This window comes from Sphingobacterium puteale, assembly GCF_003627955.1.
Lineage (GTDB): Bacteria > Bacteroidota > Bacteroidia > Sphingobacteriales > Sphingobacteriaceae > Sphingobacterium > Sphingobacterium puteale.
Genome location: NZ_RBWS01000018.1, coordinates 74,839 through 99,530, shown reverse-complemented (window position 1 = coordinate 99,530; position 24,692 = coordinate 74,839). Strand labels below are relative to the sequence as shown.

20 protein-coding genes are annotated in these 24,692 nt (G+C 40.8%); 17 read left to right on the top strand and 3 right to left on the bottom strand.

The features are described 5' to 3' along the window. Window positions 1-14 precede the first annotated feature (14 nt). Window positions 15-2,399, top strand: coding sequence for an ABC transporter permease (locus D7322_RS21505; RefSeq protein ID WP_121126280.1), 2,385 nt, complete (start codon window positions 15-17; stop codon window positions 2,397-2,399). A gap of 35 nt (window positions 2,400-2,434) precedes the next feature. Here D7322_RS21505 and D7322_RS21500 read toward each other — a convergent pair whose 3' ends face one another. Next, on the bottom strand, window positions 2,435-3,052 hold the full coding sequence (locus D7322_RS21500) for a fibronectin type III domain-containing protein (RefSeq protein ID WP_121126279.1): 618 nt from the start codon (window positions 3,050-3,052) through the stop codon (window positions 2,435-2,437). Window positions 3,053-3,982: 930 nt separating this feature from the next. Here D7322_RS21500 and D7322_RS21495 point away from each other — a divergent pair. Genes D7322_RS21495 through D7322_RS21485 form a run of 3 tightly spaced genes read left to right on the top strand, consistent with a single transcriptional unit; the run spans window position 3,983 to window position 8,810 of the window. Further along, complete coding sequence (locus tag D7322_RS21495) at window positions 3,983-6,388, top strand: ABC transporter permease (RefSeq protein WP_183078798.1); 2,406 nt, start codon at window positions 3,983-3,985, stop codon at window positions 6,386-6,388. Between the two features lie 27 nt (window positions 6,389-6,415). Then, window positions 6,416-6,931 carry an ABC transporter permease gene (locus tag D7322_RS21490; protein WP_121126277.1) on the top strand — a complete coding sequence of 172 codons (516 nt, stop codon included), beginning with the start codon at window positions 6,416-6,418 and terminating at the stop codon, window positions 6,929-6,931. Window positions 6,932-6,986: 55 nt separating this feature from the next. Continuing rightward, the gene (locus D7322_RS21485; RefSeq protein ID WP_121126276.1) at window positions 6,987-8,810 is read left to right on the top strand and encodes an ABC transporter permease; all 1,824 of its coding nucleotides are present in this window, start codon (window positions 6,987-6,989) and stop codon (window positions 8,808-8,810) included. Window positions 8,811-8,965: 155 nt separating this feature from the next. Here D7322_RS21485 and D7322_RS21480 read toward each other — a convergent pair whose 3' ends face one another. Further along, window positions 8,966-9,637 (bottom strand): hypothetical protein, encoded by a 672-nt coding sequence (locus D7322_RS21480; RefSeq protein WP_147430514.1) that lies wholly within the window; start codon window positions 9,635-9,637, stop codon window positions 8,966-8,968. Between the two features lie 136 nt (window positions 9,638-9,773). On the opposite strand from D7322_RS21480, the gene D7322_RS21475 reads away from it, so the two are divergent. The 5 genes from D7322_RS21475 (at window position 9,774) to D7322_RS21455 (ending at window position 16,896) form a co-directional block, all read left to right on the top strand. Then, window positions 9,774-9,998, top strand: coding sequence for a helix-turn-helix domain-containing protein (locus tag D7322_RS21475; RefSeq protein ID WP_121126274.1), 225 nt, complete (start codon window positions 9,774-9,776; stop codon window positions 9,996-9,998). 209 nt (window positions 9,999-10,207) lie between these two features. Then, complete coding sequence (locus tag D7322_RS21470) at window positions 10,208-12,646, top strand: ABC transporter permease (protein ID WP_121126273.1); 2,439 nt, start codon at window positions 10,208-10,210, stop codon at window positions 12,644-12,646. Between the two features lie 211 nt (window positions 12,647-12,857). Continuing rightward, window positions 12,858-15,260 carry an ABC transporter permease gene (locus tag D7322_RS21465; protein ID WP_121126272.1) on the top strand — a complete coding sequence of 801 codons (2,403 nt, stop codon included), beginning with the start codon at window positions 12,858-12,860 and terminating at the stop codon, window positions 15,258-15,260. A gap of 28 nt (window positions 15,261-15,288) precedes the next feature. After that, the gene (locus D7322_RS21460; protein WP_077437800.1) at window positions 15,289-15,948 is read left to right on the top strand and encodes an ABC transporter ATP-binding protein; all 660 of its coding nucleotides are present in this window, start codon (window positions 15,289-15,291) and stop codon (window positions 15,946-15,948) included. A gap of 96 nt (window positions 15,949-16,044) precedes the next feature. After that, window positions 16,045-16,896 carry a transglutaminase-like domain-containing protein gene (locus tag D7322_RS21455; RefSeq protein WP_317125739.1) on the top strand — a complete coding sequence of 284 codons (852 nt, stop codon included), beginning with the start codon at window positions 16,045-16,047 and terminating at the stop codon, window positions 16,894-16,896. 13 nt (window positions 16,897-16,909) lie between these two features. Here D7322_RS21455 and D7322_RS21450 read toward each other — a convergent pair whose 3' ends face one another. Then, a complete protein-coding gene (locus D7322_RS21450; RefSeq protein WP_121126271.1) occupies window positions 16,910-18,058 on the bottom strand; it encodes a hypothetical protein in 1,149 nt (382 codons plus the stop codon). Window positions 18,059-18,235: 177 nt separating this feature from the next. Here D7322_RS21450 and D7322_RS21445 point away from each other — a divergent pair, with 177 nt between their 5' ends. The 8 genes from D7322_RS21445 (at window position 18,236) to tatC (ending at window position 24,691) form a co-directional block, all read left to right on the top strand. Beyond that, on the top strand, window positions 18,236-18,886 hold the full coding sequence (locus D7322_RS21445; protein WP_104385119.1) for an epoxyqueuosine reductase QueH: 651 nt from the start codon (window positions 18,236-18,238) through the stop codon (window positions 18,884-18,886). Between the two features lie 102 nt (window positions 18,887-18,988). Beyond that, window positions 18,989-19,525 (top strand): YceD family protein, encoded by a 537-nt coding sequence (locus D7322_RS21440; RefSeq protein WP_121126270.1) that lies wholly within the window; start codon window positions 18,989-18,991, stop codon window positions 19,523-19,525. A 14-nt stretch (window positions 19,526-19,539) separates the two neighbouring features. Then, window positions 19,540-19,731: a 50S ribosomal protein L32 gene (gene rpmF, locus D7322_RS21435; protein WP_046672269.1), complete on the top strand. Its 192-nt coding sequence runs from the start codon at window positions 19,540-19,542 to the stop codon at window positions 19,729-19,731. Between the two features lie 106 nt (window positions 19,732-19,837). Beyond that, entirely contained in the window at window positions 19,838-20,776 is a 939-nt protein-coding gene (plsX, locus tag D7322_RS21430) for a phosphate acyltransferase PlsX (RefSeq protein WP_121126269.1), read from the top strand. Between the two features lie 6 nt (window positions 20,777-20,782). After that, entirely contained in the window at window positions 20,783-21,772 is a 990-nt protein-coding gene (locus tag D7322_RS21425; protein WP_104384883.1) for a beta-ketoacyl-ACP synthase III, read from the top strand. Window positions 21,773-21,847: 75 nt separating this feature from the next. After that, entirely contained in the window at window positions 21,848-22,327 is a 480-nt protein-coding gene (gene accB, locus D7322_RS21420; protein WP_121126268.1) for an acetyl-CoA carboxylase biotin carboxyl carrier protein, read from the top strand. Window positions 22,328-22,398: 71 nt separating this feature from the next. Beyond that, window positions 22,399-23,754, top strand: coding sequence for an acetyl-CoA carboxylase biotin carboxylase subunit (gene accC, locus D7322_RS21415; protein ID WP_108635889.1), 1,356 nt, complete (start codon window positions 22,399-22,401; stop codon window positions 23,752-23,754). A 76-nt stretch (window positions 23,755-23,830) separates the two neighbouring features. Continuing rightward, the gene (gene tatC / locus D7322_RS21410; protein WP_121126267.1) at window positions 23,831-24,691 is read left to right on the top strand and encodes a twin-arginine translocase subunit TatC; all 861 of its coding nucleotides are present in this window, start codon (window positions 23,831-23,833) and stop codon (window positions 24,689-24,691) included. Window position 24,692 lies beyond the last annotated feature (1 nt).

Sequence of the window (24,692 nt, the reverse complement as noted above, 5' to 3'; positions counted from 1 at the left end):
AACACAATAAAATTATGATTAAAACATATTTCAGATCAGCGCTACGGCAACTATTGAAACATAGCTATTATACCTTTTTAACGATTGCTGGTTTAGGGCTGGCAATTGCATGTAGCTTATTTATCTATAGTTATAACAGCTTCCAATATAGTTTTGATCAGTTTCATACCGATAAAGATCGCACCTTTCTGGTCGTACAGGATCTCAAACTAGAGCAGGTAGAGCATAGCAAAGGTGGATCCTATGCCATGTACAACGCTATTTCACGTGAAATTCCACAAGTGGAGCGAACAGCATTGTATATGGACAATAAAGATCTGACGTTGCGGATAGGGGACCAATTGTATAAAACAGAAGGTAAAGCAGCATTTGTTTCATCAGAATATTTCAACACCTTAAATTTCCCCTGGCTGGAGGGATTCCCAAAAGATCTGGACCAGCCTAACACCGTCGCGTTGAGCAAAACAATTGCCAAAACTTATTTTAATAACGATACCCCCTTAGGCAAAACGATCTTGGTCGACAGTAAATTCCCCGTAAAAGTCGTGGGTATCATCGATGACAGCAACAAAAATTCAGACTTCCGTTCAGAAATCTATTTTTCACAAAGTTCTGTTACCACCTTATGGCAAATCCCTCGGGATGATGGCTTCTTTAACAATTGGGGCTACTCCAACTCTAGTAATAATATTCTTGTCACCTTAAAAAACGCCGCCGATAAAAGTACCGTCGAGCAGACCATTCGTACGCTTGTTGCCAAGTATTGGCATAAAGATGTACTACAGACATTCAATTATAAACTCCTGCCATTGACAAGTTACCATTTTGACACCGATTACGGCAAGGGAACACAACGTACACTGCTGAATATTCTGGTCGCAATTGCCATAGGAGTCAGTATCATGGCTTTGGTCAATTACAGTAACATCACCTTTGCCAGACAAATGAACCGCAGTGTAGAAATGGGCGTGAGAAAGGTATTGGGCAGTTCCAAAAAACAGCTGTATATTCAGTTTCTGATCGAAACCCTGATCCTGACCGCTGCTGCTGTTATCTTTGCCTTAGTTTTATTGCTGATCTTTTCAAATTGGGCAAATCAGGCTCTTTTTCCGAATGAACCTATACAGATTATCCATCCCCTGTCATTTATAGGGATCATTGGTATTATATGGATTTTAACCAGTCTATTAACTTCCATCTATCCGCTGATTTTCGTCAACCGGATGAACATCCAGCAGGCACTGAAAAAGCTGACCATAGGCCCCTGGAGTTTTAGCCGCAAAACGCTTATTGTGTTTCAGAATGTGATCGCCATGACGCTGCTGATTGCCACTTTCGTTATTGTCTTACAGGTAAATCACCTCAAAAATACAGATATTGGATTCAGCAGGGAACAGGTTATCCTGCTTCCGTTCACAAAAAAAATGATCCAATCAAAAGCAAAAATCGCTCATTTCATCAGCAATAGAACCGATATTCAATCGTATACTTTTAGCGATAATCCCCCTTCATCTGAAAAGGTCTGGGGTGGAACCATCCAGTTCGACAACAGAACGGAATGGGAGAAATGGCCTGCCCGATATGCTATCGGGGATTCTGCCTATATCAGCACATTTAACATCAAATTATTGGCGGGAAGAAATTTCAACGATAATCCGCAGAAGCCAGAATTTCTGATCAATAAGAATATGGCTACCGCATTGGGCTTTAAGGATCCCAATGCTATTATCGGCAAGTCTTTAAACGCGGGTGGACTGAATGAAGAACAAGCGGGAACAATAGTAGGTGTTGTTGCGGACTTTAGCACTAATTCACTGAACGAACCCATCTCCCCTACAGTAATTGGCTATAACGAAACACGGTTAAAAAATGTAGCGATTAAACTAAAAGGTACCGATCATCAGCTGCTCGTGAAAGATCTGGAACAACAATGGAAAAACTGGTATCCCGATGAAGTGTTCCAATACAGATTCTATGACCAGCAGATTGCACAACTCTACAAGAAAGAAGCATTACTGGAAAAACTGATCTGGATCGCCGCTATCGTAGCGATAAGCATCAGTATGCTCGGTTTTCTGGGATTGCTCTCCATCAGCATCCTGAAACGAACAAAAGAAATCGGAATCCGGAAAGTGTTAGGTTCTTCGGTAACAGGTATTATTGTATTGTTGTCACAAGATTTCTTCAAATGGATCACCATCGCCTTTGTAGTTGCGACACCGCTGGCTTATTATCTTATGAACCGTTGGCTGGACAATTTCCCATTTCGGATCAGTATGGGCTGGTGGATCTTTGTATTGGCTTTTTGCGTTGGGCTTATTTTAACGATTGCCGTGGTATCCCTACAATCTATAAAAGCAGCTACAGCCGATCCTGTTGCTAGTTTAAGGGACGAATAGGAAAGGAAGCTGTCCCATATTCGAATAAATCCTGACTAAAGTACATAACTGCTGATGATATCACTATAATTTGGAGTCGGGTCTATTCCGATATAGGAGACCCTAAACTCATATTCCCGAAAGGACTCCAACCCATCGATAATACAGCTGCTTTTCGAACAGAGCTGCGTGTTCCAGTCTACATTGTGACCTTTGATACGGAACTGATACTGATACATGCGTGCTCCCCGCCATCGTTGTGTTTTTAGCTTCACGCGCCCACTGCCCACCTCCTCGGGACGAGCAATTAGTTGCCCCGCTTTGGGAACCACTCCACCATAGGAAGTCTTGGGTTTTCTGACAGCATAACCTGCAGCTAAAATAATCGTCGGATCAGTATTGGCGATCGTATCTACATATTTAGCCAGTTCTTTCAGTACGTACACCAGTTCAGCTCTTTTTTGATTACGGATCAGTATAGCACGTGTGTCCCGATAATAGGCTTCCGTTGCGGCATTCCGGAAAGCAAGGAGCGCTTCCTCCAAAATTGGCAATGCGGGTACAGGGGCCGCAAACAGTTCGGTTTCAGCAGCCATTTTACTCAACACCTGTTCCGCGACCTGCATTAACTCTACATCTTTATATCCTCTTTCATTAAGTGTAACTTGACTCATCTTTTTAAGAATTAAAGGGTTCAATAAAATTGTTTACATAAGCAAAGATACAGATAGGAGTCTCGGAGATAGGGGGTAAAATTGTCCCAAAATGCAGGAAGTCCAAAAAAGATTTTGGGACAATTTTACCCCTATTTTTGTTGATTTCAAACAAGATTTTGTATCAAATATTGCATTATATACCAATAACCATCCTTTTTCCGAAACGGAGCGATCCGGTATCATCCACATTAAGATTATTTGAAAAATCAAAAAACCAATTATATTTTGAAAAATACAGATGGAAAAGTTCGCAGTCTTAATCTGAAAAAACAGAAAACAATTGAGCTATCGGAGATCCCTCTTTAGGAATTCAATTTTACAGCTGAGCTAAAGCCGAATAATATAAACATAGTACTTATCATTCATTAAACATTTGCTGAATTCATCTAGGGAAGGTATAAAACCAATATGATGTCGACGCTTCCAAATTAAACATGACACAAATCAAATTGAAAAAATTGAACATCTCATTTAATGACTCCTTCTATTAACGAGAAACTCCCATTCTCAAGTAAAAAACAGGATATAGTTATTTAGTACAAAACGATTCTCCTCTTGAAAACCGAAATATATAATCTATAAAAGGGAACTGTTCATTGGATGCAGCCAATTGCTGCTATATTTTTACAATATTCCATTTAATTTTCCTACTTACCTGTCTGGTTATTTGCTATTCGTTCGAGGAATCGATCAGATCAAGGTGTTCACGGATGCACATCGACTGTCCGAAATCGGACAGTTCACGCAACGGAAACCACCTTAAAAAACTAACAGTCAAATAAATATACACTTGGCTAAGGATTTGTATTATCGTACACAAATTAGCAAAAGCCAAAGCCTGCAGACAGTTTGTTTGCGGTGATGGAAATAAACCTTATACGAGTGACAATGACTTTTACAAATTTCAAAATTGCCTGGCGGAATATCCGAAAGAAAAAAATTCAAAACCTGATCAACCTAATCGGATTAACTCTTGGCATTACTTTTTTACTGCTGGTCGGAGCCTATATCTGGGATGTTCATCAGGTAAACAGCAAGATCAAAAATATAGATCAGCAATTTTTATTGCAGAGCAAATATAAGAAGGAAGGATTTGGGATCAATTTGACTACAATCGGAGCGCTGCCCAAAGCCTTATATGAAGAATATCCAAATTTGGTAGCCGATTATTACCGTATCGATGGATTAACTGGTATTGTAGCCAATGGTGCTACGATCCATGAAGAAGGAATGGCACTCGGAGATCCTAGCCTTTTGACCATGTTTGGATTTGAAATTCTAGCAGGTAATCCGAATACCGCACTGAATAATCCCTTTTCTGTCGTGATCACTGACCGGGCCGCCTTAAAATATTTTGGAAATACACATGTTCTGGGAAAAACCTTGCAGATTAAAAATTTCAGAGGCGAAAAACATGATTTTGAAATTACTGCGGTTATAAAAAGCAGCGTACAAAATGCAGTCATGGATCTAACAAAGGATATGCATTCGGATATTTTCTTGCCCATTGCCAACGAACAATACTTCGGCAGATCCGTGGATAACTGGAATAATCCTTACATTGCAGGTTATCTCGAACTGAAAGCCGGAGTGACGACGCAACAACTGGATGCGGCGATCCAGACCCTGGTGCATAAAAACACTGATCAGGAATTCGCCAGCCAATACAGCCCGGACCTAAAACCATTGAAAAGCTATTACCTAGATGATAATCAGGGCGCTGTCCGCAAGATGATTCAAACGCTAATCTGGATAGCCATTTTTATCCTGGTCATGGCCATCATCAACTTTATCAATTTTAGTATTGCACAGCATATTACACGACTGAAGGAAATCGGTGTGCGCAAGATTATGGGTTCTTCCAGACTACAATTGGTAAGGCAATTGATGACAGAATATATCCTTATCGTAGCAATTGCGGCTTTGATCAGTTTGCCCATCTATTGCATCATACGCCCGCTGTTCGCACATGTACTGATGCGCGAACTGCCGTCACTGATCAATTTACCGACATACTTTTTTTGTTCATTGGGTCTGTTAACCATCGTGGTCGGTATCCTGGTGGGACTATATCCGGCAATTAAACTGTCCAATATCAAGATACTCCCCTCGGTCAAAAATCAGTTCTCCGCCTTGGGTGACAAGCAATTGATTCGAAAAGTGCTACTGTTCATTCAGTTTGCCGTTGCCCTACTACTCTTGGTCTGTACCCTGATTATCACCAAACAGGTCCACTTATTCATAAACAGCAACTTAGGATATAACAAAGACTATCTATTGACGGTACAGGCACCAAGGGACTGGTCCGAAAATGGCATCCGGAAGATGGAGAGCATCCGGCATGAGCTACTTCAGGAATCAGCTGTTAGGTCCGTGAGTCTTTCCTATGAAACACCTGGGCTATTAGGCTTCAATATGCAACCGGCTTTTGGCAATAACAACGACACGGACATACAGGTTCAACGGATCAACAGTGACGGCTATTTTCTGGAAACCTATGAAATCCCCTTATTGGCGGGTACCTTTTTACCTAAAAATGCGGTTATCGGTACCACTAATCGACCCGTTGTTATCAATAAAAAAGCAATGGAAGATTTTGGTTTCAGTGATGCTCAAAGTACGATCGGTCAACAGATCGCACTAAATGATCCAACAGATAAGTTGACCATTGTAGGCGTCACCGATAACTTTGTCGCAAATTCTCTTCACCGTGCATCTCCAGCCATTGTCTGGACAGATATCCATGAAAGTTTCCAATACCGATACCTAAGTATCCGTTTAAAACCGGGCCAACTGTCCAGCGCCGTGCAAGGACTGGAAAAGAAATGGAAACAATTAATGCCTGATGCGCCATTTAAATATCAATTTATGGATGACCGCATCAAAGGTTTATACGAAACGGAATTGCAACTGCACCGGGCGGCACAGATCGCGAGCGCTGTTTCACTTTTGATCGTTGTATTGGGGCTGACCGGCCTGATCTCCCTATCGATTCATCTCCGGAACAAAGAAGTTGGTATCCGTAAAGTACTGGGCGCCTCATTAGCACATTTGATGCTGTTATTTTCAAAGGAGTACTATGGCATATTTCTGTTGGCGGTTTTGGTTACCGCCCCATCAAGCTATATGCTGATGCAACACTGGTTGCAGAACTATATCATCCGGATAGAAATCAATGCATTCACCTACCTGTTACCACTTGGCATACTGCTGACCGTACTTGGCCTACTGGTGGGCTACATTGTATTTCGGGCCACCCGGTTTAATCCGGTCGAAAAATTAAGGGATGAATAATATCAGAAACCAATTCATATAAACCGTATGATAAAAAACCATCTTAAAACCGCCTGGCGAACATTGACACACAATCGGATCTATTCGCTATCAAACCTCCTTGGTTTAACCATTGCGTTGTTGGTATTTATGTTAATCAGTGCACTTGTTGTTGATGAGCTTTCCTTCGACAGACAATGGAGCAATTCCAGGGAGCTCTACCGAATGCGAATCGTACCCAAAGAAACGCAGGAAGGTTTCACAAACAATAGTTCAGGGTCTCCTGAAGGTATCTCAGCGGCTATGAAAACTAATTTCCCTGAAATACTAGGCTATACCTCGATCAACAGTAACTCGCAAAAATTAACGGTCAACAGGCTGTCAAAACAATTAGCTGAAATCAGCACACTAGAAATTGACAGCGGTTTTTTCAACCTTTTTGATACAAAAATAGTCGCAGGCAATCCGAAACAGATCATTGCCGGAGCAAAAAACATCACTTTGACAGCCTCTGCTGTACAAAAGTACTTCGGCGGAAAAGACGTACTCGAGTACATTCTATAATAAACCACAGGAAGGAGAACCGGAAGCCTATTTTGTCAATGCCATTATTGAGGATATGCCCCATAACTCTTCCGTTCAGGCAGAAGCCTTTGTGCTGATGTCTCAGGTGAATGAATTCAATCCAGAAAAAAGCGGTTCGCTGCAAACACAAATTCTGTTGCTGAAAAGCACAACAGATGTGAATAGCTTTTCAAACAAAGTCAACAAGTGGTACAACGCACAAAAACTGAATGACTGGGCGAAAAGTTTTAATCTTTTTATCGAGCCAATCAAGGATATACATTTACAAAGTATTACAGGATGGGAGAACCCTATGCAAGACATTTATCTGCTCGCAGGAATAGCCATCTTGATCCTTGTATTGGTCAGTATCAATTACATCAACCTAAGCTTTGCCCATGCCTTAAAACGTACACAGCAAATAGGTATCCGCAAAGTATTGGGAGCAAGCCGAAAAAACCTGATCTTACAAATGGGCATAGAGAGTACCATACTCTTTGCCGGCTCTTTTGTGATGGCATTTTTTTGTTATGTGCTTATCTGTCCTGCATTTGAGCACTATTTAGAACATCCGCTGACCATGAGCTACCAACATTCCTTATTTATGTTTGGTGGACTATTATCCATTTGGATCGTTCTTGGATGGCTTTGCAGTTTACCTACTGCTTTGTCCCTTTCGAAAACGCGGCCATCACTGGAACTTCGGAAGCAGCTTTCTATCTTCAAGCTCCCGCTAAATATGGCATTTACCAAAGTACTAGTGATTGTCCAGTTTGCCATTGCCATCGTCGTAGCGATATGTATGATGTCCATGCGGGCACAATTGCATTACCTGTACAACAAAGATCTTGGCTACGAGCCCAAAAATCTCTTGGCCATCAACTATACCTCCTGGGAGGGGAAGGATCAGGCTTTCAAACAGGAACTATTACAAAATTCTTACATCACATCGGCGAGCCTTACAAGCTGGACCCCCTTTAGCGGGAGCGCGGACTTTAAAATAGTAAACGCCCCCAATGATCCGAAGAAAGAGTTTCCTATTGTATTTGTCTATGCGGATTATGATTACATCAAAACAATGGACATAAAGCTGCTTGACGGCCGGCCTTTGAGTGCGGACTATGCGCTGGACAGACCATATACAGATTCGGTACACAATGGGCAGCCAGTATTTACAAATATGCTCATTTCCGAAGGGACCGCCCAGCGGCTACCTTTTAAACTCAATAAAAGTTTGGAACTCCTAAAAAATACACCAGTGGGTATATTTAGGGAGTTTAACGGTGCCAGTTTAAAGTTTCCGATCGGTCCTTTTGCGATTAAAGCGCAAAATGAATGGGAAGGCGGCTGTATGCTTATCCGCGTTCAAGAAGGCAAGAAAAAGGAAGCACTAGCGCTGGTAAACAATACCTGGAATAAATTTTTTCCAAACCGGACCGCGCAGATCAACTGGCAGGAAGACCAGGTACAGCATCAATATAACAAAGAGAAAAAACAGTACCAGCAATTGGCACTTTTTACGGGTTCCAGCATGCTGATTGCAATCTTAGGGATTGTAGCAATTGCCATTTATACACTAGAACGGCGGGTGAAAGAAATTGGTATCCGTAAAGTGCTTGGTGCTTCGGTAAATACGATCACCTATATGATTTCCAGATCCTTTATTAGACTTCTGCTGATCGCTATTCTAATAGCTTTCCCAATCGCATGGTGGTTTACACACAAATGGCTGGAAAACTTCTACTATCATATTGATGTTCCGATCGCGCTATTTGTTTTCACCGGAATGTTTATCGGATTGACAACTTTAGCCATTATCGCTGTCCGGATCTTCCAGACAGCCCGTATCAATCCCGCCAATAGTTTACGGGATGAATAAGAAAAAATAAGCCGTAGGTGTGCGAAATTCGAAAAGCCTGTCTATTATATTAACCGATTGGGAATGAAAGTTTATAATTGGTGTACCTACGGCTTAGGATCTTTGAAGCAATTTTTAACTGTTCGCAGTGAACAGCTAAAAATTGCTTATTTCTTTTAAGTCGATTTTGCGTGAGTAGCCAAAACATAGCCGAATCCATATCCAGTTTCTTTACGAACAATCCGTCTCTCCTCGTTACCTTGAAGCAATTCATCTAAAACTAGCATCAGATTTTTAGGCTGTATATATTTCTCAAGCTTCTCACAACACAAATTGTGGATCTCATATGCGATCCTTTCCTCACTAAAATATCCCGCATCAATTTGCTCATCTAAAAGAATCCTTATCTTTTTGACCTCCTCCGTTGTTGAATTTGTATAGGGATCAATATCATGTCTAATATCTATTAACTTAAATTCCTTTATTTTTTGATCCTGCTTTACATCAACTTTATACATTTCGTAAATAACCCGGTCGGCTAATTTTGTCACATGTAATTCATATGCATTGTCCTGCGATGAAATATCTTCCCCAAGATGCATCAATGAATTAATACTGTTTACAGCTAAAGCGCGGTGCATGACAACTACATCCTGAATAAAAATTTTTTTAATCCTGAACCTCTCGACTTTACTCATAAAATCCAATGGCTTGCCCATCAAAAATGAAACTTCCTCGGGTGACAGATGCCTTGAAATACGTTGTAATATCATCCTGTAGAATATCAATATTTCAAGTTCGTTGCATTCTCTCTTGTACACTTTTGTCTGAATTTTATTTGCTTTCATAATTGGCGCGTTAAAAATATATAGATTTTCAATACAAAAGAACAGGAAATATTTCAAAAACAAAAACATTTGTATAAATAAAAATAACATTATATATATTTATCTATACAAAACAATAAAATATTAAGATAACACAATGACCAAACTAGGCGAATTTTTAGCGAAGAAGTCTGTGAATAAATCCCAGATTGCCCGCAAAACTGGATTAAGTAAAGCGAGGATCAATGAATTAACCATGACCGAAACGGCTAAATTACGTTTAGATGAAATGTACTTGATCGCCCTGGCCATCGATACGGACCCAGCCAAAATGATGCTCGAACTCTGCGAACATCTCCAACTGAAAGAGATTGAGGATTAGGATACTTTCCTAGAGCCCTTTAACCAGATGATCTGTGCGGTATTGGACGTAAAACTGTTCGATATCGTACATCCACAAAACCCAACAAACAAGACAAAACACTAAAAAACAACAACTTAACAAAATGGCAATACAATTGACTTCAGTCTAATGTCTAGATTGACTGGTCGATTACCGATCGATCAATAAGATCTTAAAAATGTATTGTTATGATAGGAAATAGTCTTAAAATCGCTTGGCGAAACATGGCAAAAAATAAGCTCTATTCTTTTATAAAGATCGGAGGATTTGCTTTTGGTATCGCAATATGTATGCTCATCGTACTGTATATCAAGCATGAGACCAGTTACAACAAGTTTTATCCAGCAATGGATCGCACCTATCGTCTCGTCGTTCAGCTCCCGATCGAAGGTAAAATTCAACGTTGGGTATCACTCTCGGCTCCCGTTGCCCCGACACTGAAAGCCGAAATTCCCGCTATCGAGCAAACGGGCCGAATACTCCCTAACCCTTTATTTGGCGCCGGAAGTAACCAGCTCTCCCTGAATGATAACCCGCAAAGCTTTTATGATGATGGCTTTGTCTATATTGATCAATCTATTCTTGACATGTTTCCGACACCCATGGTTTCAGGAACTCTTGCCCATGCATTGGATCAACCCAATACACTTGTCATTACGAAAAGTAAAGCGGAAAAATACTTTAAAAATGATCCTATCGGACAGACCATTTATCTGAACAATAACAGATCCAAGCTCTATACCATTACCGGCGTGATCGAAGATATACCCAAAAACTCCACTTTAGCAGGTTATAGCTTCTTCATGTCGCTCGCAGGCGAACCCTTTTATCCCGGTGAACAGAACCAATGGCTCAGCAACAATTACACAGTCTACGTTAAATTAAAACCAAATGTCAATATTGAACAAACCGAAAAGGAGATTTTAAAAAATTATAAAGCGCACTATTTACCTGAATATAAGAAATCAGGCCGTAAGCTCAATCCTTTATTCGAACAGGCAAAAATCAACTTACAAAATGCACTTGACATCCATTTGAAGTCTTCCGATATCGATGACGATAAAGTCAGTACATTGAATCGGGGAGATATCCGCATGGTCTGGACTTTTGCCATCGTCGCATTGTTTATTCTTCTGATTGCCTGTATCAATTTTATTAACCTATCGACCGCCAATGCCGCTACACGGGCCAAAGAAATCGGCATCCGGAAGACAATTGGTTCGACAAGGACATTATTGATCGGACAATTCCTGCTCGAAGCGATTTGTTATAGTGTATTGTCTTTGCTTGTTGGTCTATTGTTGAGTTGGGTTTTGTTGCCTATATTCAACAGTCTCGCCAATAAGTCCCTGACCATTCCATGGACATCCCCTTACTTTTTCCCATCTTTATTGCTGGCAATAATGTTCATCGGCAGCCTGGCCGGAATCTATCCAGCGTTGTATCTATCCCGATTTAAACCGATTGCCGCATTGAAAAACAAGACCACCGGAGCCAAATCTTCATTATTCAGAAATGGCCTTGTCATTTTTCAGTTTGCTACGTCCATCATCCTTATTGTAAGTGCCTTGGTGACCAATCAACAGATACGCTATATCCTGGAAAAAGATTTAGGCTTCAAAAAGGAGCAGGTCATTGTCCTCCGTGGTATTGGTACATTGGGGAATCAGATCCCAAGCCTTAAAAATGAGCTGAAGTCCATTGCAAATGTAAGTTCCGTTTCCTTAGGCGATTTTATTCCAGTCCCCATTGATGGTGCCAAAAGAAACGGCAACCCATTTTGGAATGAGGGCAGACGGGAGATCGACATGGCCATACAGGGACAGTTCTGGGAGATTGACCAGGATTACCTTGAGACCTTCGGGTTGCAACTGACCAAAGGTAGAAATTTCGATCCCAAAATGGCCACAGACAGCACGGCTGCCATCATCAACCAAAAATTGGCGAATGACCTGGGATTAAAAAATCCCATCGGAGCAAAAATAACCAATGGCAATACCTGGACAGTCGTTGGTGTCGTGGACGATTTTATTTTTGAGTCGCTGAAAGGTAAAGGATTCGCTGGTTTATGTATGGTATTACGGGGTTATCCCTCACTTTTATCCATTAAAGTTAAACCCGAAAACCTACAGGAGACCCTGAACGGGATCAACAGCGTATGGAATAAATTTTCACCTGATCAAAAAATCAATTACAGCTTTTTGGATGAGGGTTTTGCCTCCCTTTATCAAGATGTTGAACGGACCAAGAATATATTCAGCTGTTTTGCAATCGTCGCCATTTTTGTGGCTGCCCTTGGGCTCTTTGGACTGGCCACCTATGTGACACAACAGCGGACAAAAGAAATCGGTGTGCGGAAGGTACTTGGCGCAAGTACGATCAGATTGCTCAAACTGTTGTCCGGAGACTTCATAAAATTGGTGTTTGTGGCCTTGGTCATTGCCTCACCTATTGCGTGGTGGGCAATGAACCAATGGCTCAGAGATTTCAACTATAAAATAGATATCAACTGGATGTACTTTATTCTTGCGGGTATGGGGGCAGTCCTCATCGCCTTAGGTACCATTAGTTATCAAACCTGGAAGGCTATCCGGACCAATCCGGTCGATAGTCTAAGGGATGAATAAAGTCAGAAGATCTTAAAAATTGGTGTTTGTGGCCTTGGTCATTGCCTTGCCTGTTGCGTGGTGGGCAATGAACCAACGGCTAAGGAGGGATGAATGTTCGATTGCGAACGAAAACTGTCCGAAATCGAACATTAAAAACGCAGCAAAACCACATAACAAACTCATAATAAAATAGTTAAAACACTGGCAAGGGGATTGTATTTTTGATAACATGGCACAAAATGATTTCAAACTGGCTTGGCGTAAACTCTTAAAAAATAAGGGTTTCACATTTTTGAATATTATTGGACTGACACTTGGTTTTACCGGTTTTATCCTTTCCTATCAATACATCAACCGGGAAACAAGCTTTGATAAATGGAATCCAAACTATAAGGAAATCTATCAGATTGGTCTGGAAGCCGAAGGTGCTTTTACGGACGAAACCTCGCCTTCCCTGGCTCCGCTGCTAAAACAGTATTTACCGGATATCGTATATGCCGGTAGAAAAATTGTCTACAACTATGGTAGCTACCCACTCTTTGGGGAGAAGACTGTGCTTATTAAAAATGCTGCATTAATAGATTCTTCTGCCGCCCGGATCTTTCAGGTAGAAAATGCCAACGGACCGCTCTACAAAAACAAAGATCAAAAGGATGCGACCATGGTCAAAAGTCCTATTGCGGAACAGCTTTTCAAAAAGGAAGATTTAACATTTGATACCCCCCATTCCATTCCGTCCATGAGCCTTGATCTGGGTATGCGTGAGACGATTTACGGCACCATCAAAAAGCAAGGTCTTTCGATGATTGATTACGACCTTCTTTTTATCCGTGAACCACAGGATCTCTTTGCTGAAAATAATCCTTTTTTATACCAGACTTTTATTCAGGTCAGACCGGGTACAGATATTGCTAAGCTGACCGATCAGATCAACACGATTTATCACAAGCAAATCGCCCCAAAAGATAAAATACGTTCTTCCGGTTATGCCAAAGGCAAGATCTATTTGGATCCATTGGCCAACCTGCACCTGCGGCCGAAAACCGGAAGCAACACGGCCTATATCATGACTTGGATTATCGGTATTCTTTCCCTGTTGATCCTTCTGCTTGCATGCGCCAATTTTGCCAATATGATTATGGCACAAGCCGATCAACGCCTGAAAGAACTTGCCCTCAAAAAAATATTGGGAAGTTCGCGCTGGGCCATTGTAAGGCAATTATTACTAGAAGTATTTATATTGACCAGCAGTGCGGCACTATTGAGCTTTATGACCTTGGCACTTACCGGAAACATATTACAAAGATGGTTCAATGATGATCTCAGAAGCTATATTCTAAGTTCTGAAACCATTACCCAGCTCTGTGTCGCCGTTCTATTAACAACAATCCTTTCCGCAATATACCCTGCCATCGTTCTTTCAGGTTTCAAATCCGTCAATTTGCTCAAAGGCGGATTATCCGCAATACTAAAAAAAGGAACATTCCGAAATGCTTTACTAACCTTTCAGATCAGCATGGCGATTCTGTTTATTTCAGGTATGCTGGTCATTAGGGCCCAGCTACAGTACATGCAGCATACAGATAAAGGGTTTGAGCCAGCGCAAGTGGTCAATTTCAAAGGAGTGGGCATGTATTACGACAACAAAATTGATGGTTCTTTCCACCAATTGAAACGGCGATTAGAAAACGATCCGAACATTGAGGTGGTGGCTTCCGCAACAAATATCCCGGGAGAAGGGGAACAACCGCCCAAAATGGAGTTCTCCTATGCACAAAAGAATATTTCCTTTGCTCATGTCGGTATCGATCCAGGCTATTTCAACACATTAAATATCCCCAATCTACAAGGGAATATCAATCTGTCAATAGATCAATTGCTCCGTGATTCCCTTTCCAACTATGCGGTCATCAATGAATCTGCTGCTAAAAATTTGGGACTTTCAAATCCCATTGGCGCAAAAATCAGTGGCTGTGACGCAAATTTCGAAATCGTCGGCCTTGTCAAAGATAGTAAAGCCTATGGCTTTGAAAATGCCGTTCAACCTACCATCTATTCATTTAAAAATGAGTGTGGGAGCATGCGTTTCCAAACGACACTTATGGTGAAAACAAAACCCGGAATGGTCGATCGGGCAATTGAAACGGTCAAGAAGGAATGGGAGAAAAATACAACTGCCAAGGATTTACCGTTAGACTATTCCTTTATGGATCAACAATATGCGTTACAGCATCAAAAACAACAGGAATTACAGGTTGCTTTTAATAGTTTCGCAGGCCTTTCGGTTATCATTGCTGCATTGGGACTATTCAGCATGGCCGCTTACCAGGCCGCATTGCGCAAGAAAGAAATGAGTATCCGGAAAGTACTCGGTGCCTCGGCACAGCTGCTCTTTGTCCAATTAAATAAACCATTTTTCAGGCTATTTCTGATCGGTATCGGCATAGCCCTTCCTTTAGCATATTTACTTATGGATAAATGGCTTTCCAATTTTGCATATCATGTCAATATACAATGGTGGTCGTTTTTGATCCCGATATTTTGCATATTTATCTTAATATTGATTTCCATTAGCTTCCAGTCGTTGAAAGTTGCAAGAACAAATCCGGTAGATAGCCTGCGGGATGAATAAGTAAAAAATAAAATCTCAATACTAGAAAATGATACAATTAAAACATTTATTCAAGTGGTATAACGTAGGTGGTACACGCTCATTTGTGCTCAAAGATGTCAGTTTAGATATAGCAGAAGGTGATTTCATATCCATTATGGGCCCTTCGGGTTCAGGAAAATCCACCCTGCTGAATATTATCGGCATGCTCGACGAACCCGATGAAGGTGAATATATCTTTATGGATGAAAATGTATTGGAGATGAAAGCAAAAAAACGGACGCAACTCTACCAATCTCATATTGGATATGTATTTCAGGCTTACCACTTACTGGATGAGTTGACAGTATATGAAAATATAGAAACACCGCTGATCTATAAAGACATTTCCAGCAAGGAGCGTAAAGCCATTGTGGCCGATATGCTTGACCGTTTTGGTATTGTGGGAAAGAAAGATCTATTTCCGGCTCAGTTGTCCGGAGGACAACAACAGATCGTTGGTATTGCGCGTGCATTGGCGGGCTCTCCGAAACTCTTGTTGGCAGATGAACCTACGGGTAACCTCAATTCCAAACAAGGCGAAGAGATCATGGAACTGTTCAAACAATTGAATGATGACGGTGTCACGATCATACAAGTTACCCATTCCGAAAAAAATGCGGAATACGGCAAAAGAATTGTGAATATGCTGGATGGCCAGCTCAAATAATTGTATGCCAATTTAACCTGAATAATCCCTACTTGGTACATGAATACTGTAGGGATTTTTTTTTATTATTTCTCAATTCAATTTTTTAACTTCGTTATGATGAATGAGAGAGCGCTGAAATCGTTAATATTCCTGTTGGACGATACCGATCAACAGATTATTCAGGAAGTGGAGCATCAATTGAAAAGCCAAGGCCCTGAAATTGTTCCTTATTTGGAGAAATTCTGGGAGTCGAGCTTTGATCCAAGGGTACAGGGACGACTGGAAAACATTATCCATGAAATTCAGTTCGACCAGACCAAAAATGAGCTACAGATCTGGAATCTGAGCAATTCCTTCAATCTCCTGGAAGGACTTATCATTCTCAATAACTATCAATATCCTTCTTACGAGGACCATAAAATCGTGTTGAAAATCGAAGATCTAAAAACAGAGGTCTGGCGTGGACTTCAATACGATATGAGTCCATTGGAGAAGGTGAATCTGCTGAACCATGTGCTATTTGGTTCCTTTGGGCTATCTGGCAATACAAAGGATTATCACCATCCGCAAAACTCCTATATCGGTCAGGTTCTGGACACAAAGCAGGGGAATCCGTTGACCTTATCCTGTATCTATAGCATTATTGCGCAAAAGCTGGATATCCCGATCTATGGGATCAATTTACCCAAGCATTTTATCCTGGCTTACATGGATACGGATGAAGAAGGAAATGAACATGTTTTGTTTTACATCAATGCATTTAACCGGGGGCAGATTATGCAAAAAAGTGATGTAAATTCGTTCCTAAAACAATTAAATCTAAGTGCAGATCGGGAATTTACCTATCCCTGTGACAATGTGACCATAATGAAGCGTGCACTTCGGAATTTATTGTCGGCCTATGAAGCACATGAAAGTGCAAGCAAGCAACAGGAGATCAGCGAACTGTTCGAATTGCTTGCTTGACAGTCTTTATAAATTAAAAATTTGGTCTTTCTCTGGCGTCCAAAAAGATATAATTTGGCGTCATTGTGCCATATGTTTTTGTTAATTCTGGTGCTGTATTTCCTTGATCCTCCAGTTTAAACCGGCTGATTGTCCTATTCTCAGTGTCTGAAACATAGAAAAACTTACCATTTTCAATACGGTCATCAATGGCAACTCCCGTAGGCTTTTTCAATCCTGTATTCGTACCACCGATCACATAATCAGGTTGGATGGTTTTATCGCCAGTTCCATCAAACAACTCCGTAGGATTTCTAAAGAACAATACTTCCCCGCCTTTCCCGGTAGCGACAGCAAATAGTTTTTTATTAGGTGCATAAGATACTGCTTGTAAGTCTGTTTTTCCCTCCACATAGACAGTCAATGCAGGCTGAAATCTATCCTTATTGATGATCGTATCGCGTGCTCGGTCTATCAATTCCTGCTTAAGTCCTTTGTAGACAGCAAAACCAATTCTGTTTTTAGCTTGATCATTAAATCCAATGAGTACCCATTTTTCATTTTTATCAGCTGTATTTCCCTGTAATAAATTCAATGAGACGGGTTCAATATCTCCCAAACTGATCTGTTTGTCGATGATCTTAGAACCACCTGTTGAACCTTTTCCCTCCGGACGGCTTATCGCATATAACATATTGCCACCCGTAGCAGCGAGCAGAAAATTGGTCACACTTGACCCTGTATTACCGACTTGCTGTGCATAGGTGTAATAGGCTAATCCTCTTACATTTCTAAACCCCGTATAGCCAATAGCGCTTGCATTTCCCGGAATCCCATAAACGTCATCCAGTGCAATACGCTGGATAAAGGTATCTTGAGCAATTGATCCTTCACTCGCCTGAAAAACAGCCTTTGCATCGGGGTCAAATATAACCGCTCCCCCACCCTTTGCCAGAGAAAGATATTGATAGATATTATCCAGATTATTGGTATCAGCAGGATCCACAATAAAGAGATTCTTGATAGAAGAACTATTCGGCTGATAATCCCTAAAAGAAATATACAATCTTGAAACAAGTGATACTTGACCAACATCGGGTTCATCGTCCAATTTTTTACAGGAAGCAACGCCTATTAAACTGGCAAATAATACTATAACACAGGTTTGAAATGAAAATTTCATATATTTTTTATTATAAATAGCTTATTGTGTCTAACATACAAATCTACTAATATATGCAGAATATCAATGAATTTATATGATTCTTTTGGGCATATATTACGGGAACTCAAACGGAAATATTTGTCATTCCGCTACTTTTTGATTAAAATTGCCTTTGTTTTTGATATCATATACATTATGGAAAAGAAGGAATTTGTACGGGAGAAGTTGGCATTACCGGGAGAAGGCAAGAAATTGCTTTTGCATTCCTGTTGTGCCCCCTGTTCCGGAGAAGTCATGGAGGCGTTGATTGCTTCAGATATCGATTTTACGATTTATTTCTACAATCCCAATATCCATCCTCGCAAGGAATACGATCTGCGCAAAGATGAAAATATCCGGTTTGCCGAAAAACACAATATCCCTTTTATTGACGCGGATTACGATGTGGACCATTGGTTTGATCTGGCTAAAGGCATGGAACAGGAACCTGAGCGGGGGATCCGTTGCACGATGTGCTTTGATATGCGTTTCGAGAAAACCGCAGAATATGCGGCGGCAAATGGCTTTGATGTGATCTCGAGTTCATTGGGTATTTCCCGATGGAAAAACATGGAACAGATCAATGACTGTGGCCTACGTGCAGCCTCCCGCCATGAAGGTATGGAGTACTGGACATTCAACTGGCGCAAGAAAGGTGGTTCGGCACGAATGTTAGAAGTCTCCAAAAAAGAGAAGTTCTACATGCAGGAATATTGCGGTTGTGCCTATTCGCTACGTGACACCAATAAATGGCGCATGGCAAATGGACGCGAAAAAATAGAGTTAGGTAAAAATTATTATGAATAAGTCGTGCCATGCGTATATATAAAGCGTTTGACCGGAATATTTAAAAAAATATTTCGATCCTAATGATTTTATACATACCTTTGCAGGCTCAAATGCAAGATTGTGAAACATCTAAAACAATACAGAATTCCCTTTTCGGGACTCAACGCTGGAAAGCACAATTTTGAATTTGACATTAATAAAAAGTTCTTTGACTGCTACGAACATTCGATTGTAAAAGATGGCAATCTGAAAGCAGAAGTTGAATTGCAAAAACAGGAAAACCTTTTGATTTTGCATTTTGATATCCAAGGCGAGATTCAATTGACTTGTGATACCTGTTTGAAAGAGTTTATGTCACCGATTTCAATTCAAGAACGGATATTGGTCAAATTCACGGATGAAGATTGGACAGACAACACGGATGAAGTGTTGATCTTATCAAAAAGCGACCATGAGTTGGATATAGCTGAGTTATTGTACGAATACATCAACTTAGCTGTGCCCTATATCGTGAAATGTGAGGAGCAAGGAGAAGGCATAGCATGCGATCCTGAAATGCTGGCTTTATTTACAAGCGAGCCAGATGCAGAGGAGCAAAAAGAAGAAGAAATTATCGACCCACGTTGGGAAGCATTGAGAAATATTAAAAATAACTAAAACAAAAATACGAGATGGCACATCCAAAACGTAAAACTTCTAAATCAAGAAGAGACAAAAGAAGAACACATTATAAAGCTGAAGCTCCTAGCTTGACAGTATGTAAAGAAACTGGCGCAGTTCATTTACCACACCGTGCATACACTGTAGACGGAAATTTGTACTACAACGGTAAATTGATCATTGAAAATACAGCTGTTGTCTAAGGTAAACCTTTCATAACACCAAAACATCCCAAACAAGCAATATTTTAGAAATTTGCTTTATTTTGGGATGTTTTTTGCGTATTATTGATTTACTAAATAATAACGGATGAAGATTGGTTTAGATATTTTAGGAGGAGATTATGCTCCTAAAGCAACGATAACAGGTGCTATTGAAGCACAAAAACAGCTTACTGGAGACCAAAAGATAGTCCTTTTTGGTAAAACTGAAGAGACTAAGCAATTCATCGATCAAGCCGGAGGAAATTCATCTGACTTTGAATATGTGGAAGCTCCAGAAGTCATTGCGATGGGTGAACATCCAACCAAAGCGATAACTCAAAAACCCAACTCAAGTATTGCGAAGGGATTTGAATATTTAAAAAACAAAGAAATCGACTCATTCGCATCCGCAGGTAATACTGGAGCTATGCTCGTGGGATCGATGTTCAGCGTAAAAGCTATTCCAGGCGTATTGCGCCCAGCCATAGCATCAATTGTTCCAAAATTGAAATCAGGATTCGGACTCTTACTGGATGTCGGCGCAAACGCTGACTGTAAACCGGAGATGCTGAATCAATTTGCCATGCTGGGCAGCCTCTTTGCCGAGCATGTATTCAATGTATCCAATCCTAAAGTCGGATTATTGAACATTGGAGAAGAAGAAGAAAAAGGAAACATCCTGACAACCTCTACCTACCCCCTACTTAAAGCCAACGACAAGATTAACTTTATCGGAAATGCAGAAGGCCGCGACCTGTTCAGTGACCATGCCGACGTATATGTCTGCGATGGATTTACGGGCAATGTAGTCTTAAAACTTGCAGAATCATTTTATGTAGTGACCCTGAAAAAAGGTTTTAAAGATGATTTCTTCGATCGATTCAACTACGAGCAGTACGGCGGTAGTCCAATCTTAGGAGTCAATGCTCCTGTTATTATTGGTCATGGTATTTCAACACCGGAGGCCATTAAAAATATGGTTTTATTTTCAAGAGATATGATCGAGTCTAAATTCATTGACAGCATCAGATCTATTTTCAATTAAGTATTTATGTCAAAGATTCATGCCGCAATTACGGCTGTAAATGGTTACGTTCCAGATTACATCCTCACCAACAAAGAGTTGGAAACAATGGTCGATACCAACGACGAGTGGATTGTATCACGAACGGGAATCAAAGAAAGACGCATCTTAAAGGGTGAAGGGCTTGCTACATCAGATCTTGCTGTGCCTGCCGTTCAGGGTTTATTGAAAAAGAGAGGGATAGAAGCGACGGATATCGATTTAATTATCTTCTGTACCAGTACACCAGACATGTTGTTTCCGGCTACAGCAAATATTCTGGCCGATAAAATCGGAGCGACAAATGCTTGGGGATTCGATCTTCAGGCAGCTTGTTCAGGCTTCTTGTTCGGTTTAAATACCGGAACACAGTTTATCACCGCAGGCACACACAAAAAAGTGCTTGTTGTCGGTGCAGATAAAATGTCATCGGTCATCAATTATCAGGACCGCAATACCTGTATCCTTTTTGGGGACGGCTGCGGTTGTGTGTTATTGGAACCGAATGAAGAAGGATTGGGGATACAGGATGCGATTTTAAAAACCGATGGTTCCGGTGGCCAGTACCTCAATATTAAAGGTGGTGGTTCATTAAATCCAGCCTCACATGCTACTGTTGACGCAGGATTGCATTATGCGTACCAAGAAGGCCGTACAGTATTCAAATTTGCTGTGACCAATATGGCGGACGTAGCGCATGAAGTAATGGAAAAGAACAACTTGAAATCAGAAGATATAGCCTGGTTGGTCCCCCATCAGGCCAATAAACGTATCATTGATGCAACAGCCGAACGTGTAGGTCTTCCAGACGAAAAAGTGATGGTAAACATCCAAAAATACGGTAATACCACCAGTGGGACAATCCCACTATGCTTATGGGAATGGGAATCTCAGTTGAAAAAAGGAGATAACCTGATCCTTGCCGCTTTCGGTGGCGGTTTCACTTGGGGATCCATCTATTTAAAATGGGCGTATTAATTGTCCATTTTATGGTATAATTTATTACTTTTGACAGTTAGAATTTTTTAAGAAACAAACAAAACCTAGAATACTATGGGTATGGATATCAAACAAATTCAGGACTTGATTAAATTCGTTTCAAAATCAGGTGTGAATGAAGTCTCGATTGAAGAGCAAGATTTTAAAATTACAATAAAGACAAATCAAGAGCCTACGTACGTTACAGCTTCTGTTCCGGCTGTTGCACCAGTTGCTGCTGCTCCTGTTGCGCAAGCTGCAGCACCAGCTCCAGTAGCTACTCCTGCAGCACCAGCTGCTAGCGCTGACGCAAACTTGATCACAATCAAATCACCAATGATCGGTACATTCTACCGTTCAGCTGGCCCCGGTAAGCCATCTTTCGTTAATATTGGTGATGATATCAATACAGGTTCTGTATTGTGCATTGTTGAAGCGATGAAATTGTTCAACGAAATCGAATCTGAAGTTTCTGGTAAAATCGTTAAGATTTTGGTCGAAGATGCTCAACCTGTTGAGTATGATCAACCATTATTCTTAGTAGAGCCTAAGTAATTTACAAACGTAAATGAATATGATGTAGCCTCCAAAGGGCTACATTTTTGTAAACTTCATAATTCAAGACAATGTTTAAAAAAATATTAATTGCAAATAGAGGAGAAATTGCCCTGCGCATTATCCGTACCTGCCGTGAGATGGGTATCAAAAGTGTTGCAGTATATTCAACCGCAGATAGAGACAGCTTACACGTACGCTTTGCTGATGAAGCGGTTTGTATTGGCCCTCCACCGAGTAAAGATTCTTACTTAAACATTCCTAATATTATCTCTGCGGCTGAATTGACAAATGCAGATGCAATTCACCCGGGATATGGTTTTTTGTCTGAGAACGCGCGTTTTTCGGCAATCTGTGCAGAGTATGGTATCAAATTTATCGGTGCTACGGCGGAGCAAATCGAGAAAATGGGCGACAAATCCCGTGCAAAGGACACCATGAAACAAGCTGGAGTACCTACTGTGCCCGGATCAGATGGTTTGATCTCAAACGTAAAAGAAGGCATCAAACTCGCCAATGAGATAGGTTATCCTGTTATTATTAAAGCTACTGCCGGCGGTGGTGGCCGTGGTATGCGTATCATCTGGAAAGACGAAGAGTTCGAGCCAGCTTGGGATTCTGCCCGTGTAGAATCCGCAGCTGCTTTTGGTAACGACGGTATCTACCTTGAGAAATATGTTGAGGAACCCCGTCACATTGAATTCCAGATCGTAGGCGACCAATTTGGTACCGTGTGTCACTTATCAGAACGTGACTGCTCGATCCAACGTCGTCACCAAAAATTGATCGAGGAATCTCCTTCACCGTTTATGACGCCTGAATTAAGGGCCGAAATGGGTGAAGCGGCTGTCAAAGGTGCAAAAGCCGTAAACTATGAAGGTGCAGGTACAATAGAATTCTTGGTTGACAAACACCGCAACTTTTACTTTATGGAAATGAATACACGTATTCAGGTAGAACACCCCGTAACAGAAGAAGTGATCAACTTCGATCTGATCAAAGAACAGATCAAGGTTGCTGCCGGTATTCCAATCTCCGGAAAGAATTACGAACCGGAAATGCACGCGATCGAGTGTCGTATCAATGCGGAAGATCCGTTCAACAATTTCCGTCCTTCACCGGGCAAAATCACGAATTTTCACTCTCCGGGGGGGCATGGTGTACGCGTAGATACACACGTATACTCAGGCTATACCATTCCGCCAAACTATGACTCTATGATTGCTAAATTGATCTGTGTCGCACAAACACGTGAAGAAGCAATCTGTACCATGGAGCGCGCATTGAGCGAATTCGTCATCGAAGGTATCAAAACTACCATTCCTCTGCACTTGAGATTAATGCGTGACCCTAACTTTAGAGCAGGCAATTTCACTACAAAATTCATGGAAACATTTGACCTAACTGAATATCCTGTAGAAGATTAAATAAAATTGTCTTTACATACATAAAAAATACCATTCTTTACAATAAGAATGGTATTTTTGTTTCCAAACAATTTTTATGAGTACACCAAATTCGAAAGATTTAATACAAGCTATCAAAAATAAGGGGAAGAATATAGAAGCAGAAATGTCTTTCTTTGACCATCTTGAGGTCTTGAGATGGCATTTGGTTCGTTCAGCTATTGCAATCTGTATCTTTGCCGGTATCGCGTTTACATTTTATGACTTTGTTTTCAACGATATTATCATGGGACCCAAAAATCTCGATTTTTGGACTTATCGCATGATGTGCAAAGCCGCAGATGCATTCAATCTAGCCGACTTCTGTGTCAAGAAAATACCTTTTAACATTATCAATACGGAATTAGCAGGGCAATTTATGCTCCAGATCAACTCCTGTCTTTTGATGGCTTTGATGATGGGTTTTCCCTATCTTTTATTCGAAATTTGGCTATTTGTAAAACCAGCATTGACAGATGTTGAAAGACGTTCTGCACGTGGATTTGTTTTTTACTCTTCCATGTTGTTTCTTTTAGGAGCACTTTTTGGATACTATATTGTTGTACCATTATCCATTAACTTTTTGGCGAACGTGTCCTTAAGTGACGAAATCGTGAATCAGATTACCATCGACAATTATCTGTCTACGATCGCTACATTGACATTAGGTTGTGGGATTGTTTTCCTGCTTCCGATCCTAGTGTTTATTCTGTCTAAAATAGGTATTATGACACCTGAATTTATGCGTGCCAGCCGTCGTTATGCAACCGTTATAATTTTGGTTATAGCTGCGGTCATTACCCCTTCTGCGGATATTATCACCATGTTGACTGTTGCTGCTCCGATGTTCTTATTGTATGAAGTAAGTATCATGGTTTCGGCAGATGTTAAGAGAAAAAAATTAGCACAAGAAAAATAAA